Raw genomic sequence first — 17,146 nt, forward strand, 5'->3', positions numbered from 1 at the left:
TTGGGCTGTTCAGACCTCGCCGCCATCATCGTGATCCAAGGGCGCATAGCTTCCATCCTTGCGATGCACTTCCCGTCCACTTAGCGGCGGATTGGAAACGCAGACTAGCCGCAGGTCCGTGTCTGTCGCACGCACCACATGCCGGTCGTGTAGATCCAGCGCATACAGGGTGAATGGCTCAAGGGTGTGCCATGTGTCATCGTCAAACGCCCTGATCTGCCCTTTACCTTCGATACAATAGCACGCCTCGAAATGATGTTTATATTCAAGCTCAAGCACAGCGCCCTTTTTGATGATCGTGTCCGTCAGCGAAAACCCCAATCCGTCAGAGGCAAGCAGCAACCTTCGGCTGCTCCACCCGGGACCAGAGACGTCCCGATCTGTCTCAAGGATATCTGCAAGTGCTGTAACAATCATCTTTCTCCGCCTTTTTGCTATCGCACCGCCCGGTTCATTCCACCGTCGGACAGTATACTCTGACCATTGATATACCGCGCGGCGTCGCTGGCAAGAAACACGCAGGCCTGCCCGATTTCCTCAAAGGTAGCGGGCCGTTGGGCGGGGATTTCCCGACGGGCCCGATCGGACAGGTTCACATTCTCACAGAATCCGGGCAGCAGGTTGTTCATGCGAATGTTGTGCCGGGCGTAACGATCACCATACAGCTTCGAGAAACTGTGCAAGGCACCGCGCAGCATGCTCATGGGGTAAGGCGCACGCGGCTCTACAGCGTTCATGGATGAGATATTGACGAATGCACCGCCGCCCTGCTCGATCAATATGGGCGTGAGGATGCGGGCAATTTTGACAACGTTCAGCACGTACATGTCCAAACTTTCGTGCCAAAGCGCATCGCTGAGCTCCAGCAGCGGCCCGTCAAAATCCGGATCGAATCCGACGGTTTTGATGGCTTCGGGCACCGTCCCACCGTGGCCCATATTACTGACGATCGCGTCAATCCGCCCGTACTTGCTTATGGTGTCGTCGATCATTGCTTGCAGATCATCGACATCCAGCACGGACCCCCTGCGTCCAATACCGCCAAGTTCCTCTGCCAGTTCAACCGAACGGTTAGATGGGGACATCAGCGAGACCTTGTAGCCGGCTTTCGCCATTTCAATGGCGCATCCCCGGCCGATACCTTGTCCGGTTCCCGTCATCAGGGCGACCTTAAGTTCGGGCATGATCTTTCCTTTCTTCAGGCAGGCTACTTATGAGATTTACTCAAACGAAATCAGCCTAATTGCTGGAAAGGAAACAGTACTATCGAGTTTTTGGTATCCTGATGTTAGATATTCTCACATGAGGGAAAATCTCAGACACCTACGGGCCCTTCAAGCGTTTGATGAAACGGCGACCCATTCCAGCCTGACAAAGGCAGCGGATGTGCTGAACGTCACCCACGGGGCGATCAGCCGTCAAATCAAGCTACTGGAACTGCATCTTGGCGCGGTGCTTTTTCATCGTCGTCCCAATGGAGTCGAACTGACCAAGGCCGGGGAACGCTTGTATCAATCGACGCGAGGGGCGTTTTCCGCATTGCAACTGGGTGTGTCAGAGGTAAAGCGGATTCGTCATCGCCAGTCGATTACAGTGTCGTTGTCCACATCTCTGGCGCTCAAATGGCTTGTCCCATTGCTCAGTTCGTTTCAACAGGAGCATCCGGGTATCGCCCTGCTGCTGGACACAAATGACGCCTATGCGGACTTCGACAGGTCCGAGGTCGACATAGCCCTGCGTTTCGGCAAGCCCGGCTGGGGCGAGCTGTATCACGAGCAAATAAAGCAAGAAGAGTTGATTGTCGTCGCCGCGCCATCGCTTGTTGAAAAACAACGACGACCGATGCACGCCGAGGAGGTTGCTGACCTCCCGCTCTTGCACGACGCCTTCAACGTTGGATGGGAAAGTTGGGCTGCGCAGGTTGGGCTAAGCCCCGAGCGGATCAAGTCACAGAGTGTCAAATACGTGGATAGCGCCGTTTTGTTGGAGGCCGCTATTGACGGACAGGGCGTGGCATTGGCAAGAAACCTGCTGGCCGCCAGAGACTTGGAACTTGGCCGACTAATCCGCCTGGATGACAGCAGCGTCCCACTGGACCGTGGGCTGTATTTCGTCTGTCGCCCCGGCGATCAGGAGCGGGTCTCGGTGAGAATTTTCAAGAAATGGCTCATGTCGATTTGAGGATTTGCCTGTTGTACCGAAGTCAGCATCACCACCTACAGGTTCAGACTCGACGTTCTTGATTAGTATTCAACAACTCAGCATGATCCAAAGATGGGAGTTGGGATCCAAAATTGGCTGAACGGTCTTGGTCTGGACCAGTATGTTGACGCTTTTGTCCAGAATGACGTTGACGCGCGGGTCTTGCCACTTTTGACCGCGGAAGACCTGAAGGAATTAGGCGTCAGCCTCGGTCATCGCAAAATTCTGTTGGCGGCGATCTCTGATCTGACACCCGATGACGCGCCCGCGCCCAAGGCTGTGGACACAGACCCCATCGACCGGCCCACCCGACCACCCCCTGTGCCAGAAACATCGGACAGCGCAAGCCCGGTCGCCGAGCGACGCCACCTGACGGTTATGTTCGCTGACCTTGTTGGGTCGACCGAATTGACGAACCGGCTGGACCCAGAGGACATGCGGATCTTATTGCTGAACTATCAGGACGCAGTCGCAGGGGCCGTCAGTCGATATGGCGGGTACGTGGCGAAATATCTGGGCGACGGGCTTCTTGTATTCTTCGGCTGGCCGCGCGCCTACGAAGATCACGCCATTCGCGCGGTCAAGGCCGGGTTGGATGCGATCAACCGCGTCAGAGAGCTTCGAACACCTGATGGGGACCAACTGTCGGCACGGCTGGGCATCGCAAGCGGCGATGTCGTGGTCGGGGACACCGTCACCGAAAACACTTATGAGGAAGGCGCCATGACCGGCCCGACCCTCAATCTGGCGGCACGGATTCAGGAACATGCAAAACCAAATACGGTTGTCGTTCCCGAAGAAGAAACCGAAGCTGCCCTGCATCGTATCTTTGAGTTTGAAACGCTCGGGGAAGTGGATCTGAAAGGGTTCAAAGACCCCCGAACCTTGTTAGAGGTGGTGGCCGAACGCAGTGCCGAAAGCCGGTTCAAGGCCTCCCACGGGGACGAAAGCACCAGCGCCCTTATTGGGCGGGACTACGAAAAGGGCATCCTTCTACAATCGTGGCAAAGGGCCCGTAACGGACAGGGCGAGGTGGTTCTTCTGTCGGGCGAACCGGGCATTGGCAAATCCCGTCTGACAGAAGAGTTCCTGGCTGACTGCACGACGGATGATCAGGCAGACGTTATCCGGCTGAACTGTTCTCCATACCTGACCAGCAGTCCCTTCCATCCGGTCACGGAACGAATTTCCCAAGACGCAGGTGTCGAGCCCGATTTCGACGACAATCAAATTTTGGAACGTGTGCGCGACATGCTCAGTTCGCGCCCCGGGCTGAATCTGGAAAAGGTTCTGCCGGTTTTCGCCGCTCTGGTTGCCCCGCGCAGTGCGCTGGCCCGACAGATTCTTGAATTGTCACCACAAGAACAACGCGACCTTACGATCCAAACTCTGATCAAGACGGTCAAGATACGGTCGAACGCACGACCCGTGATCCTGTGCGTGGAAGATGCGCATTGGATCGACCCGTCGACTCAGGCCCTGTTAGAGCGGTTCAAAACGATCTGTGCCGACCTACGCCTGATGATCCTGATTACCCACAGACCAGAATGGGAGTTGGGCAAGAGCGAAGGCGAAGCGCATGTTCAAACACTGAAATTGCGGCGCTTCGATTCCGCTCACGTCGCGAATTTAATCCGCAATATCTCGGGGGCAGAGCCTGATCAGAAGATGATCAATCTGATCATCGAAAAAACCGACGGCGTGCCGCTGTTTGTCGAGGAACTGACGCGCGCAATCCTAGAGGCCGGAGGTCAGGACAACGTCGCCATTCCCTCCTCGCTCAAGGGTGCTTTGATGGCCCGTCTGGACGCCGTTTCTCAAACCGCAAAGCGGGTTGCGCTGACGGGGTCGGTCATTGGCCGTGAGTTCGACCCGGTCTTGCTGGGCGCTGCCATGGGAGAAGACAAGTCAAGCGTTCAGACAAGTCTGGATGAGTTGTCCCGTACTGGCCTGATTTTCGAAAGCGGGCATAACCGTGGGCATTTTGTCTTTCGCCATGCCCTGATCCGCGACACGGCCTATCAATCCATGCTTGGCTCTACCCGGCGGCAACAACATGCAGATGTCGCACAGGCCCTGAATACGCTACGATCCGCCGAAATTGCACGCCGGCCCGAACTGGTCGCCCGCCATTTATCCGAGGCCGAGGACTGGGCCGCTGCTTTCGACAAGTGGCGCACAGCAACCGAAATGGCCCTTGCCCGGTCCGCCAGCCAAGAGGCAATGTCCAATGCGCGCGAGGCGCTTATGGCGGCCCAAAATATGGGCGCTGGGATCAGCGTGGAAACGATTGTCGGGCAGATTCTTGTTGGCAGAAGCTATGACAGCCTTGGCGAGTTGCCGGAAGGGATTGCGGTTCTCAAGAAGGCGTCAGACGCCGCCTGTCAGATTGGCGATATCGGATTGGCGGCGGATGCCGCCAACCATTTTGCGGATTCCTGCATGATGTCCAGCGAACGACACGCCGAAGCCATAGAGCTTTGCAGAGACGCTCTGGACGCCCTGCCGGAAGAAGATGAAACCCGCCGCTGCCGCCTGATAAGCCAGCTTGCACGGGCCTATATCTTTGTCGGCCAATTAGCCGAGGGTTCCCGATATGGACAGCTTGCCATGGAGCTTTCAGCGAAACTTGGGGATCACAAGTCCCAGTTTTCGGTCATGATGATGCATTATGGCGCGCCCTTTGTCGCCAGAAAGGAAAGCGAAGCACGTAACTGGCGCGAGAACCTAGAAGCAATGCACAAAGTTGCCGAAAAGCTTGGCAGCATTGATCAGGGTCGCGACAGAACCCTAAGCCTGTTTGTGGGTGCGGAAATGGCAGATCGCCAGCTCATGGAGCACTCGCTTGAGTTGTTGACCGAAATATCCAGAAAGGACAATCACCTACAGCTTTACTGGGTGCAAAAACATGCGCGCGCAATGGTTGCCATAATGGACGGAGACTTTGAGGCGGCGGAGAAACACGCGACAGAAGCCGTCAAAATTGGCCGAAAGACGCATGGTGAGCATGTCGAAGGCGTCTATGGCGTTCAGATGTTCACGATCCGTCGCGAACAGAACCGATTGCACGAAGTGGCGCCAGTCATCAAGAAGCTGATGTCGGAAAGCCCCGGCGATGTCGCTTGGAAACCGGGGTTCGGGCTGATCGCAGCCGAGCTTGGGTACAAGGAACCGGCCGAACGTATTCTTAACGAAATGGCTGAAAACAATTTCGTTTTGCCGCCCGACGCGATGTATACGACGACCTTGTCCTACCTTTCTGACATCAGCGTCGCCGTCGAACACAAGCGGCACGCGGAAGCGCTTTTTGAAATTCTCAAACCCTACGAAGAGCTGACGATTACAGCAGGCGCAACCACGGTGTGTGCCGGTGCCGCAGCGCGGCGTCTGGGCAGCCTTGCCGCTTTGCTGGCGGATTGGGAGGCGGCCGAGCGCCTTTTCGAAAAGGCAATCGAGATCGACACGCGGATGGCCTCGGTCCCCTGGATTGCGCATAGCAAGGCGGCTTTTGCCTCGGCGCTGCGGCGTCGAGGGCGCGCGACCGACATACGCCGGGCATTTCAACTGGAAGCGGAAGCGTTGGCAACGGCACAAAAATTAAGTATGGTTTCCCTTAGGTCAAAGCTTGAAGGAACTGCCGTTTGACCCCTTAAAAATGCTTGGGGGAGCATGATGCCAAGATACATTATCGAAAGAAATTTTGCAGAACAGCTTGATGTAACAGACGACGACAAGATCAAGATTAAAGAAATCAACGACGAAGAAGGGATCGAGTGGATTTTCTCGTTCCTCAGCGCGGATAAGCGAAAAACCTACTGCCTGTACGAAGCCCCGGACGAAGAAAGTCTGCGCAAGGCGGCCAAAAGGCTGAATATTCCAGCCGACGTCATTACGCCGGTCGACAGGATCGACCCCGGAATTTTTGCCTGAAGCCCAACCGTTCTCTTACGGATCAAAAATCACTTCAACACCGGGAAAAGGTGGAACTTCGATTACTGGGGCAGTAGCGCAAGAAACCTTTTATGCAAATGAAAGGTTATCCCAATGTTTGATTTGAAGTCGCTGCACGGCGATATGGTAACGGTTGATCAAGACGCGCTCGATGCCCTTAGCGCATCGCTCAGGGGGGGCGTCTATCTTCGCGGCAGCCCCGAATACGACGAAGCCAGAACAACCTGGAACAGTATGGTCGAGCGATACCCCGGTTTCGTGATCCGGGCCTTGGGCGCCAGCGATGTTCAGAAGGCGGTCAATTTCGTGCGCGATGCCGGGTTGGTGATGTCTGTCAGATCTGGCGGCCACCAGATTGCAGGTCACGCGGTTGCGGACGAAACAGTCATGCTGGACCTGTCGCATATGCGATCCGTCCACGTTGACCCGATTGCAAAATCTGCGCGGGTCGCTCCGGGTGCCCTGCTTGGCGATGTGGACCGCGAGACACAGGCCCACGGTCTTGTCGTTCCGACCGGTATCAACTCGACCACAGGGATAGCCGGACTTACGCTTGGCGGTGGCTTCGGCTGGACCACGCGGAAGTTCGGCATGACAATCGACAATCTGGTATCGGCTGAGGTTGTTACGGCAGAGGGCGAAATTGTCACCGCATCCGCGAGCAGTCACCCCGAGCTGTTCTGGGCGATCCGTGGGGGCGGCGGAAACTTTGGCGTCGTGACGTCCTTTGAGTTTCAATTGCATGACTTGGGGCCAGAGGTCCTGTCAGGCTTGATTGTGCATCCCATTGAAAACGCCCCTGCGCTGTTGGCAGAATATGCCAAAATCGCGGACACATCACCGGACGAGCTGACCGTCTGGAGCGTCATGCGAAAGGCCCCGCCATTACCCTTCCTGCCGGAAGAGTGGCACGGACGAGAAATCCTGATCTTTGCCGCCTGCTATGCCGGTGCAATGGAGGATGGCGAAAAGGCCGTCGCCGGGTTGCGCGCGTTGGGTGATCCGATTGTCGATGTTATCTCGCCGCATTCCTTCGTGGATTGGCAGGCTGCTTTCGATGCTCTTCTGACACCCGGCGCTCGAAATTATTGGAAAAGCCACGATTTCGAAACGTTGTCTTCGGATGCGATAACGGGATTGCTGGACGGCATTGCCACGCTTCCGGATCCGGCGTGCGAGGTGTTCATTGCCCATGTCGGGGGTGCGATGGCACGGGTTGGAGCAGATTCAACGGCCTATCCACAACGGTCGGCGCATTTCATAATGAATGTGCACACACGTTGGGAAGATCCCGCCAAGGACGCCGAATGCATCGACTGGGCGCGTACTCTGTATGACAGGATGCAGCCGCACGCGACCGGCAGCGCCTATGTGAACTTCATGCCCGAGGATGAGGCCGACCATATGGCTGGAGCCTACGGCGCGAACGGCAGCAAGCTGTCCAAAATCAAGGGCAAGTACGACCCCGGCAACCTGTTTAGGGTCAATCATAATATCCTGCCGACCTGAACGGCACAGGGTTATGCCATCCGACGGCGGCCCAAACACGGGTCGCCGTCAAGGGTGATCGAACCGTGACGCTCATTGTTCGACATACGCAAATGCGCCCTTTTCAAATCGTTGACGCCGCGCGGGCATCCCCGTCATATTCAAAAATATGATAGAATAAGAACCAACTTGATCAGGAGGGATGGATGCGGCTTTCCAAGATTAACCTGCTCATAGCACTCGTTTTTTCGGGCGCTGCTTTTGCGCAGGACGCCACGCCCAAGCAAACGCTTTTCACCAACGTACATGTCTTCGACGGCGTGAATGAACAACGGGTCGAAAACGCAAACGTTCTGGTCGAAGGGAACCTGATCAAAGCTGTCTCGACCTCACAGATAGACGCGCCCAATGCCACTGTGATCGACGGTGAAGGCCGCACCCTGACGCCGGGGTTTATCGAAACGCACGCGCATCTGATGCTGATGGGGCCAAGCATTCCCGCGATGGAAGCCAATGCCACGTGGGAGGATTTCGGCATCCACGGCACGCGTATGGCCGAGATGTACCTGATGCAGGGCTTCACAACTGTACGGGACGCCGGAGGCGCGAATGGAGGGCTGCGCCGGGCCATTGATTCAGGGCAAATACTTGGTCCGCGTTACTATCCTTCAGGTGCGTTTCTCGGCACGCGGGGCGGACATGCGGATTTCGCCAGCTTTACCTCTCCACCCGGCGCGTCGACGAATTTCAGCCGCCTGAACATGGCACAGGAAGTTGACAGCGTTGCAGACGTTCAGAAATTTGGCCGGAACAACTTTCGGATGGGCGCGACGCAGTTGAAATATATGCAGTCGGGCGGCGTGGTGTCTGCCTTTGACCCGTGGCAACTGCTGGCCGGATCCCCCGAAGAAATTGAGGCCGCCGTGCAGGTTGCCAGTGAATACGGCAGTTACGTCATGGCACATTCCTACCGGAAAGAGGCCATCATGAATGCGCTCAACGCGGGCGTCAAAAGCATCGAACACGGGTTTTCCTTTGATTGCGAAATCGCCGCACTGATGAACGAGAAAGGTGCCTACATCACGACCAACCTGACCGCATTCGACCCCGGCCTGTTGGAAATTCCCGCCGTTGCCAGCGTGCCGTCCAGCCTCGCCAAGGCCAAGTCTGCGTCCGAGACCTTTGCTGGCTATATCGACAACATGAAGGAATGTCCTGTCAAACGCGGGTTTCAGACCGACTGCGTCGGCTCGGTCGAAGCCTGTAATATCCAGATTGCCTATGAGAAGAAGCTCAACAACGATTTCTTCGGCCCCTTCGTGTCCATGACAACGCTGACCTCGACAGGTGGTGAGATCGTTGCCCTGTCCGGCGATTTCATGAACCCCTACCCTGCGGGCAAATTGGGTGTGATCGAAGAAGGCGCCTATGCCGACATCCTGCTGATCGACGGCAACCCGCTCGAGGATTTTTCCGTCGTTGGCACCGGTGATCAGTGGTTCGGCGCTGATCCGCGTCCCGAAAGCCCCGAGACCATTCGCCTGATCATGAAAGACGGGGTGATCTACAAGAATACGCTGGAGTAACGCTTGCCTATTCACTGGCCCGAGGGGTTCGGGACGATCAAAATGCTCGGCGCGTCACTGGCGTTCATGTCTTGCGGCACTGCAGCTCTGGCGCAGGGTTTGTCCGGGCCATCATCTGTCGGCGCAGAGCTTGAGCCCGGTGACGGGTTGACCGACCCGCAATACCGATCAGACTTTCCCCGCAATATCGCGCCGAACTGGTTTGCGTGGAAAGATCGCCTTGCCGAGAATGGCTTTCGGTTCAACATCGACTATCTCGCACTTGGACAGACAACGAATGCTGATCTGGGCGAAGCCGAAGCCGCCGGAGGTATCGCGCGGTTCTATGGGAACTGGCAAGCAAGCGACCTTGGCTCGCTGACCTTCAAGATCGAAGATCGCCGCAGCTATACCGATGTCGCGCCACAGTTTCTGGGACTAGACGGGGGGGCGCTGTCGATCACCGGCACCGCATTCAACGATAGCGGGCTTCTGCTGACCAATCTGTTCTGGACCCAGCGCGCCGAGAACGGCGCATGGACCCTGCAGGTCGGGCAAATCGACGTGACGGATTTCGTTGATATCTACGGGCTGGTCAGCCCCTATGGCGGCTTTCAAAACCTCGCCTTCAACACAAACCCCACGATCAACACCCCCAATCAGGGGCTGGGGATCGCCGGGGGGCTTAAACTCAACAACAACCTATACGCGGTGGCCAGCATCGCCGACGCCAACGCGGATCCGTCCGACCCGAATTTCAACGTGTTCAGCGACGGCAACCTCTTTAAGTCGTTAGAACTGGGCTATACCTCTGCCTTTGATCGTATCTACTTCGACAATGTCCACCTGACCCTTTGGCATGCAGACGCCGCAGAAGACGGCAGCCGCGCCGAAGACTACGGTGCCGCCTTTTCCGCAGCGTGGTTCGTTGGCAACACGTGGATGCCGTTCCTTCGCGCAGGTGCCTCTAAGGGAACGGCAGCTTTGTACGACCGATCCGTCTCGACCGGTATCGGGTATTATGGGCGCAATACGGACCTTGCCGGTCTGGGCCTGAACTGGGCCGAGGCGCGCGGCGTGGACGGGGATCAGATCACGCTCGAAGCGTTTTATCGGTTCTCGATTGCGCCGGGGCTGCAGATCACGCCGTCTGCCCAATTCATTTCCAACCCGCTGCTTAATCCCGATCAGGACAGCATCGCCCTGTTCAGCCTTCGCACGCGCATCGTCTTCTGACATCCGCCTATCCCAAAGGAGTATCCTGATGAACAAATTGATCGCCGCCGGTATTTTGGCTCTGTCTTTGGGTACCCCGATCCTTGCCAGCGAGGAAAGCAAAACCTGGGACGCCTCTGATGAGGCCAAGCAATTTGTTCAGGACACGATTGTTCTGGGTATGCTGGCCAGCCCCTATGGCACAGGTTGGACGGAATACGACCAGCTTCACACCTATTTCGAACGCGCCCGAGACAACGGTATAACCGGGCACGAAATGACGCTTGCGGCGGCGGGCATGTCTTTTGAAGCGCTGCTTGAACAGCACTATCACTTTCGGGCGGCGATGGCCCAGCAGCCAGAGAACTACCTGATCGTGAACGAAACACGCGACATCGAAGCAGCCCATGCCCAAGGTAAGACGGCTGTGATCTGGAACAGTCAGACAGCCACGGTTCTGGACGGCGACCTGACTAAAATGGCGTTACTCAAGGACATGGGGATCAAAAGCATGATCCTTGCCTATAACGACATTTTCAGAACCGGTTCGGGGCAACTGGCGGCGTATAACGGGCGTGACATTGGCCTGACGCCGTGGGGCAAGTCCGTCATCGACGAAATGGTGCGGTTTGGGATCTTACTGGACCTTAGCCATACCGGGTCAAAAACCGCCAATGATGCTATGGATTACATGGACGAGACCTATCCCGGCGTCCCGTATGTCTATACCCACTCGGTTCCTGCCGGGCTGTACAAAAACGCGCCAGAAGCCACCGCGCGCGGGTGCTATCGCGCGATCCCCGACGATGAAGCCTTACGTGCCGCCAAGTCGGGCGGCTATGTCTCGCCCACATTTACGGAATGGATGATGGACGGCATCTGGCCCGAGGATATCTCACCCCAGCAAGCTGCGGACATGATCGACTATTACGTGCAACTGGTGGGCGTTGATCACGTGGGCATCGCCACTGACGACATGTTCTCACTCGAACTTGTGGTGCAATTCGCGACGGCCAATGCCAGCATGTATGACGATGGTGGGTACATGATTGACGCTTTCAACAAAGGCGCAACCGGCAACGGAGAGCTTGCCAAGATTTTGGCCGCAATCACTGACGACCTGTGGACGCGCGGTTACAGCAACGAGGACTTGGCGAAGATTTACGGCGGCAACAAGATGCGGGTCTATGCGCAGGTTTGGGAAGGCAAACCTCCGCAACCATTCCTGCAGGAATACCCCGAACGCCTGCGCATGCGGCAGGAATTTCGGAACCTTTTCCATTCTCGCTGAACCGAAAGTCAGCGCGCGGGGGCTACGCTTAAAACCGGCGTTGTACGGGTTACCTGCTGTGTGCTGATTCCTTCGGCTTCGGTGATTTTCACCGCCAGTGTCTTGGCGCTTGGGAAACGATCAAAATACCGGAACTCGATTTCCCTTAACGCGTCCATGTTCTGACACCTGATCTCATAATCGGCGTGAAACTCAGAATTTTTGGCCTGATCTCTTTCTCCGCCCTTGTCGGAAATCACGCCAAAGCGTTTTCCCGGCAGTGTGACATTGGCCGAGGTTGCAAAGCACCTTGCACTTTCAGCCATGCGAAACAATTCCAGCGGGTCAGACAGGCGCGAGACTGCAATCGCCACACGTGTTTGGCTGTCTTGTTCGACACTCAATTGATCCATGATTTCCGAACCGGGGGCAGACAATGACAAAGTGATCTGCCCATCCGAAATTGCTATATTCAGGCGGCCTGACCCGACCTGCCCATACGCTTTGGACTGCGTGGATGGCACGGCGATTGCGGTAATCAAGGCCAAAACTAAAACAAAAAACTTCTTTAACACGGCAACACCCAACCTGAGCTCTGCGCCTCAAAAAATTAATCTGTATTACACCCCGTACAACCACAACACGAGCCCCCAAGACCCCACCAAATATGGGGAGTGCGCGGGCTTCGACGAGGAAAGTATCCGACAATAAAAGTCAGGTTGACATTGTTGACTATTTCACTCAGTTATCAATTAGCAAGCGTCGTGATGCCCGCCAAATACCGTTTCAGCAATGGAAGACTCTACCCCGATGACAAAGTTATTTGCCGCCACCAGCGTCCTGACCCTTACCGCAGCGACCGCGTTTGCCGCGGGCGATACTCATTCGAAATCCGATGTCCTGACCACTTATGCCGACATTGCCGAGGCGAAATACGAAGACAGCCTGATTGCGGCAAAGTCCCTGCAGAAGGCCGTGAACGCGCTTATCGCACAACCGTCAGATGCAACACTGAACGCTGCCCGGGCTGCATGGATCGCAGCGCGCGTGCCGTATCAGCAGACCGAAGTTTATCGCTTTGGAAATGCCATTGTCGACGATTGGGAAGGCAAGGTTAACGCGTGGCCGTTGGACGAAGGGCTGATCGACTATGTCGATGCGTCCTATGGCGGCCCGAGCGACGAAAACGAATTCGCTGCGCTAAACGTGATCGCCAATCCCAGCTTCGACCTTTCAGGCGAAACAATTGACGCCACCGAGATCACCCCGGCCCTTCTAAGTGATACTCTGCACGAAGCGGATGGGATCGAGGCCAATGTCGCGACCGGCTATCACGCCATTGAATTCCTGCTATGGGGTCAGGACCTGAACGGCCACGGTTCTGGCGCAGGAAACCGTCCTTTCACGGACTACGTGCAGGGCAATGCATGCACAGGCGGCAATTGCGACCGCCGCGCGCAGTACCTGAGTGCGGCCACCGACCTGCTGGTCAGCCATCTGGCTTGGATGGCCGATCAATGGAAAGAAGGCGGCGAAGCGCGGGCCGCTCTGGCCGTGGACGAAACCGCCGGTGTGTCTGCCATTCTGACCGGAATGGGTTCGCTGTCTTACGGTGAACAGGCAGGTGAGCGGATGCGCCTTGGCCTGATGCTGAACGATCCCGAGGAAGAGCATGATTGCTTTTCTGACAACACGCACAACAGCCATTACTATGACGGGCTTGGTATCCAGAATGTCTATCTGGGCAGCTACACCCGCATAGACGGCACCCCGGTCAGCGGTGCATCTCTGTCTGATCTGGTGTCGTCAAGCAATCCGAAACTGGACGCCGAGATGAAGATCAAGCTGGCGAACACAATGCAGGCGCTGGGGCGCTTGAAATCCACGGCTGAGGCCGGGTTTGCTTATGACCAGATGCTCGAGCGTGGCAACGAAGGCGGTGAACAACTGATCATGGGCGGCGTTAACGGTCTGGTCGATCAGACGAAGACGATCGAGCGGATCGTCACAGCTCTGGAACTGGACCAGATCGAGTTTGAAGGCTCGGACAGTCTGGACAACCCAAACGCTGTTTTCCAGTAACTCAAGCATTGCCGGAGGCGCGTCTTTTGCCACGCCTCCGGCATCCTTGATCCCGCAGACCCACCAGTTGACTCTGGACCAAAGGTAAATAACTTACTAATTAAGTAAGAAATATATCGAGCACCGAGTCGTTATGATCGTATGCCACTGCACAAATATAACGGATCACGACATCCAATCAGCGATTGACTGGATGCGCTCGGCTGATCCCTTCGCGGTCATCACGCCCGGAAAGATCTACCATGCCCTTGGAAAGTCTGCGGATTGTGGCGGTTGCATACCGCTTTTCTTAGACACGATGCGGTCCAGCGACAAACTGGAAGTCCCAATGCAGCTTCGTGCGTTGCGCACCGATGCATCACAGGAGAATACGAATGAAGGGCGACCCAAAGGTCATAGAATATCTAAACAAGTCTCTGCGGCATGAGTTGACGGCCGTCAGCCAGTACTGGCTTCACTATCGTCTGCAGGAAGACTGGGGTCTTGGTCACATGGCCAAGAAAAGCCGCGAGGAAAGCATCGAAGAGATGGGGCATGCGGACAAGCTGGTCGAGCGGATCATCTTTCTTGGCGGCCATCCAAACCTTCAGAAACTGGACCCTTTACGCATCGGGCAAACCCCAAAGGAAACACTCGAATGCGACCTGGCGGCAGAGATCGACGCCAGGGCCCTCTACAAGGAAGCGCGCGAATATTGTCAGAGCGCCGGGGACTACGTCACCATGTCTCTGTTTGAAGGATTACTGGCCGATGAAGAAGGGCATATTGATTTTCTTGAAACGCAGCTTGATCTGTTTGAAAGGATCGGCGAGGCCAATTATGCACACCTCAACGCATCGAAAATGGATGAAGGCGAGTAAGCTTTCGTTTGCGGTGGCGGCCGTTTGTGCGACGACCCCATCCCTGTCGGCCGAATTACAAGACCTGCACTTAAACGTCATCCCCACCACCGAAGACGAAAAATCCCGGATTGCGGCTGTCACGGCTACTCCGTTGGATTTCGACGCCCCACAACGGTTTGAAGAACTACCTGCGGGCGCAGCAACCGTGCGCCTGCGCACCGACGCGGATGCGTTTTCCCAACCGTCCGGCAATCTGGAATTCGCCCAGGAACTTGACTTCAAAGTCGGCAATGGGCTGTTCAAAAAAATCTGGGTCTCATCGCCGTCCTCCACCCTGGCTACGGATGGGTTGGGGCCGCTATACAACGCGCGCTCGTGTCAACGCTGCCACCTCAAGGACGGTCGGGGGCACACGCCGAATGGGCCGGATGACAACGCCATTTCGATGTTTCTGCGTGTGTCGATCCCCGGCGGGGATCCGATACAGGAGATCAAAGACTACATCGCCACACAGCCCGAGCCGAACTACGGCGGACAGATGCAGGACCTGTCCCTGCTCGGTCACCCGGCGGAATACAGGTTGGACATCACTTACGAGGACGTGCCCATAAAGCTTTCGGGCGATGAAACTGTCGTCTTGCGCAAACCAACGTATAAGGCCGCTGATCTGGGCTATGGCCCTCTGCACCCCGATGCGATGCTCAGCCCGCGTGTCGCACCGCAGATGATCGGGTTGGGACTGCTTGAGGCGATCCCCGTCGATGACCTGCTCGCCAAGGCTGACCCCGACGATGCAGATGGCGATGGTATTTCGGGCCGACCGAATATCATCTGGTCGATCGAATATGGCGCGCCGATGATGGGCCGCTTTGGGCATAAGGCTGGTATGCCGACGATTGCGCAGCAATCCGCTGCGGCCTTTGCCGGGGACATCGGAATTTCAAGTCCCCTGTACCCGGCAGCGTATGGGGACTGCACTGAATTGCAGGCAGAATGTGTAAGCGCCCCGCACGGAGACGGTGACGATCGCAAGTTTGAAATACACCAGCAGGGCATGGATCTGGTCGTTTTCTACAGCCGTAATCTGGGTGTGCCAGAGCGTCGTGACGTGGACGATGCCGAAGTTTTGCGCGGCAAGCGCGTGTTTCACGACAGCGGGTGCGCCGCGTGCCACACGCCATCACACGTCACGCACCGGCTGGAAGACCGGCCCGAGCATAGTTTCCAATTGATCTGGCCCTATACCGACCTGTTACTGCACGACATGGGCGAGGGTCTTGCCGACAACCGTCCCGAGTCCCGCGCGACAGGCCGCGAGTGGCGTACACCGCCGTTGTGGGGAATTGGCCTGACGGAGCAGGTTTCGGGGCATACCCAGTTCCTGCACGACGGTCGCGCGCAATCGCTGCTGGAAGCTATCCTGTGGCATGGCGGCGAAGCTCAGGTGGCACGCGACAAGGTTGTCACGCTGCCCAAGGCGGACCGTGCGGCCCTCATCCGGTTTTTGGAGAGCCTGTAGTGCGTGCCGTTCTGCTCGCTTGCGCTCTAATGACTCCTTTGCCCGCAACAGCTCAGGACCGGGGGCCGATCCTGACGGACGTGGTCGAAGGGCACATCCTGCCCGGCTATGCGCGTTTGTCCAAGGCAACCGGCGCACTTAGCAGCGCGGCGCAAGGGGATTGCGCAGCCACATCTCCCGAATTGCGCGCGGCTTATCATGCTGCTTTTGATCGCTGGATTACAGTAAGTCATTTGCGGTTCGGTCCCTCCGAGACCGACAACCGGGCATTTGCGCTGGCGTTCTGGCCCGATACCAAAGGGTTCACACCCAAGGCGCTGTCAGGTCTGATCGCAGTTCGGGATTCCGCCGTCGAAACGCCCGAAGGATTTGCTGAGACGTCAGTCGCCGGGCGCGGTTTCTTTGCGCTGGAGATGATGCTGTACGACCCCGCCTTCATGGAAACCGAAGACGAGCCGTACCGATGCGCCCTTGTTCAAGCAATCGCAGTCGACATCAATCACAACGCCAATGCGATTGATGCGGATTGGGTGTCATACGCAAGTCAAATCACCAAACCCGGAGGCCAAAGCGCATTCCGCTCGGACAGTGAAGCCGTGCAAGAGCTGTACAAGGCGCTTGTCACGGGGTTGGAATTCACGGCCAACACCCGCCTCGGGCGGCCATTAGGAGCGTTAGACCGCCCCCGGCCCAAGCGTGCCGAGGCGCGGCGATCTGAACGCTCGTTGCGCCATGTCGAACTGTCCCTGATCGCATTGCGGGATCTTGCGGCGCGATTGTCGGCTGATCACCCCGAGATTGACACCGACCTGGCCAAAGCGTTCGAAAAGGCCATCGACCGCGCGCAGCGTTTGGATGATCCGGGGCTTGCGGGCATCGCGACACCTCAGGGGCGATTGCGGGTTGAAGCTCTGCAACAGTCGATCAACGAACTCCGGTCGGTTGCCACTAGTGACCTTGGCTCGACATTGGGCATCAATGCCGGATTCAACGCATTAGATGGGGATTAAGG

Annotated in this window: 15 protein-coding genes; 12 read left to right on the forward strand and 3 right to left on the reverse strand. The window is 56.7% G+C overall.

The window, feature by feature from the left end:
* Positions 1-9 precede the first annotated feature (9 nt).
* Positions 10-417 carry an ectoine synthase gene (locus GOX75_RS12875; protein ID WP_171123668.1) on the reverse strand — a complete coding sequence of 136 codons (408 nt, stop codon included), beginning with the start codon at positions 415-417 and terminating at the stop codon, positions 10-12.
* Positions 418-434: 17 nt separating this feature from the next.
* A complete protein-coding gene (locus GOX75_RS12880; protein ID WP_171123670.1) occupies positions 435-1,184 on the reverse strand; it encodes an SDR family oxidoreductase in 750 nt (249 codons plus the stop codon).
* A 118-nt stretch (positions 1,185-1,302) separates the two neighbouring features.
* Here GOX75_RS12880 and GOX75_RS12885 point away from each other — a divergent pair, with 118 nt between their 5' ends.
* From GOX75_RS12885 to GOX75_RS12915, 7 genes are all read left to right on the forward strand, one after another.
* Entirely contained in the window at positions 1,303-2,181 is an 879-nt protein-coding gene (locus GOX75_RS12885) for a LysR substrate-binding domain-containing protein (RefSeq protein ID WP_171123671.1), read from the forward strand.
* Between the two features lie 93 nt (positions 2,182-2,274).
* Positions 2,275-5,847, forward strand: coding sequence for an AAA family ATPase (locus tag GOX75_RS12890; protein ID WP_171123673.1), 3,573 nt, complete (start codon positions 2,275-2,277; stop codon positions 5,845-5,847).
* A 27-nt stretch (positions 5,848-5,874) separates the two neighbouring features.
* A complete protein-coding gene (locus tag GOX75_RS12895) occupies positions 5,875-6,132 on the forward strand; it encodes a DUF4242 domain-containing protein (protein WP_171123675.1) in 258 nt (85 codons plus the stop codon).
* Between the two features lie 114 nt (positions 6,133-6,246).
* Entirely contained in the window at positions 6,247-7,662 is a 1,416-nt protein-coding gene (locus tag GOX75_RS12900) for an FAD-binding oxidoreductase (protein ID WP_171123677.1), read from the forward strand.
* A 185-nt stretch (positions 7,663-7,847) separates the two neighbouring features.
* Positions 7,848-9,227 (forward strand): amidohydrolase family protein, encoded by a 1,380-nt coding sequence (locus tag GOX75_RS12905; protein ID WP_171123679.1) that lies wholly within the window; start codon positions 7,848-7,850, stop codon positions 9,225-9,227.
* A 3-nt stretch (positions 9,228-9,230) separates the two neighbouring features.
* Positions 9,231-10,442, forward strand: coding sequence for a carbohydrate porin (locus tag GOX75_RS12910; protein ID WP_254428778.1), 1,212 nt, complete (start codon positions 9,231-9,233; stop codon positions 10,440-10,442).
* Between the two features lie 28 nt (positions 10,443-10,470).
* Positions 10,471-11,712, forward strand: a complete 1,242-nt coding sequence (locus tag GOX75_RS12915) for a membrane dipeptidase (RefSeq protein ID WP_217354433.1) — start codon at positions 10,471-10,473, stop codon at positions 11,710-11,712.
* 8 nt (positions 11,713-11,720) lie between these two features.
* Here GOX75_RS12915 and GOX75_RS12920 read toward each other — a convergent pair whose 3' ends face one another.
* Positions 11,721-12,266, reverse strand: a complete 546-nt coding sequence (locus GOX75_RS12920) for a DUF2796 domain-containing protein (RefSeq protein WP_171123681.1) — start codon at positions 12,264-12,266, stop codon at positions 11,721-11,723.
* 235 nt (positions 12,267-12,501) lie between these two features.
* Here GOX75_RS12920 and GOX75_RS12925 point away from each other — a divergent pair, with 235 nt between their 5' ends.
* The 5 genes from GOX75_RS12925 (at position 12,502) to GOX75_RS12945 (ending at position 17,144) form a co-directional block, all read left to right on the forward strand.
* Positions 12,502-13,773, forward strand: a complete 1,272-nt coding sequence (locus GOX75_RS12925) for an imelysin family protein (protein ID WP_171123683.1) — start codon at positions 12,502-12,504, stop codon at positions 13,771-13,773.
* Between the two features lie 133 nt (positions 13,774-13,906).
* Positions 13,907-14,200: a bacterioferritin-associated ferredoxin gene (locus tag GOX75_RS12930; RefSeq protein WP_171123685.1), complete on the forward strand. Its 294-nt coding sequence runs from the start codon at positions 13,907-13,909 to the stop codon at positions 14,198-14,200.
* A complete protein-coding gene (bfr, locus tag GOX75_RS12935) occupies positions 14,148-14,633 on the forward strand; it encodes a bacterioferritin (protein ID WP_171123687.1) in 486 nt (161 codons plus the stop codon). The genes GOX75_RS12930 and bfr overlap by 53 nt, the downstream gene beginning before the upstream one ends.
* Positions 14,620-16,134: a di-heme oxidoredictase family protein gene (locus tag GOX75_RS12940; protein WP_171123689.1), complete on the forward strand. Its 1,515-nt coding sequence runs from the start codon at positions 14,620-14,622 to the stop codon at positions 16,132-16,134. Before bfr ends, GOX75_RS12940 begins: the two co-directional genes overlap by 14 nt.
* On the forward strand, positions 16,134-17,144 hold the full coding sequence (locus GOX75_RS12945) for an imelysin family protein (protein WP_171123691.1): 1,011 nt from the start codon (positions 16,134-16,136) through the stop codon (positions 17,142-17,144). Before GOX75_RS12940 ends, GOX75_RS12945 begins: the two co-directional genes overlap by 1 nt.
* Positions 17,145-17,146 lie beyond the last annotated feature (2 nt).

The sequence above is a fragment of the Ruegeria sp. HKCCD7251 genome, from assembly GCF_013031165.1.
GTDB lineage: Bacteria > Pseudomonadota > Alphaproteobacteria > Rhodobacterales > Rhodobacteraceae > Ruegeria.

Bases quoted from the DNA above. Each gene is read 5' to 3' on its own strand.
- GOX75_RS12915 (WP_217354433.1), top strand. From the start codon at position 10,471: ATGAACAAATTGATCGCCGCCGGTATTTTGGCTCTGTCTTTGGGTACC.
- GOX75_RS12905 (WP_171123679.1), top strand. From the start codon at position 7,848: ATGCGGCTTTCCAAGATTAACCTGCTCATAGCACTCGTTTTTTCGGGC.
- GOX75_RS12880 (WP_171123670.1), bottom strand. From the start codon at position 1,184: ATGCCCGAACTTAAGGTCGCCCTGATGACGGGAACCGGACAAGGTATC.
- GOX75_RS12875 (WP_171123668.1), bottom strand. From the start codon at position 417: ATGATTGTTACAGCACTTGCAGATATCCTTGAGACAGATCGGGACGTC.
- GOX75_RS12940 (WP_171123689.1), top strand. From the start codon at position 14,620: ATGAAGGCGAGTAAGCTTTCGTTTGCGGTGGCGGCCGTTTGTGCGACG.
- GOX75_RS12890 (WP_171123673.1), top strand. From the start codon at position 2,275: ATGGGAGTTGGGATCCAAAATTGGCTGAACGGTCTTGGTCTGGACCAG.
- GOX75_RS12900 (WP_171123677.1), top strand. From the start codon at position 6,247: ATGTTTGATTTGAAGTCGCTGCACGGCGATATGGTAACGGTTGATCAA.
- GOX75_RS12930 (WP_171123685.1), top strand. From the start codon at position 13,907: ATGATCGTATGCCACTGCACAAATATAACGGATCACGACATCCAATCA.
- bfr (WP_171123687.1), top strand. From the start codon at position 14,148: ATGAAGGGCGACCCAAAGGTCATAGAATATCTAAACAAGTCTCTGCGG.
- GOX75_RS12925 (WP_171123683.1), top strand. From the start codon at position 12,502: ATGACAAAGTTATTTGCCGCCACCAGCGTCCTGACCCTTACCGCAGCG.
- GOX75_RS12895 (WP_171123675.1), top strand. From the start codon at position 5,875: ATGCCAAGATACATTATCGAAAGAAATTTTGCAGAACAGCTTGATGTA.
- GOX75_RS12885 (WP_171123671.1), top strand. From the start codon at position 1,303: ATGAGGGAAAATCTCAGACACCTACGGGCCCTTCAAGCGTTTGATGAA.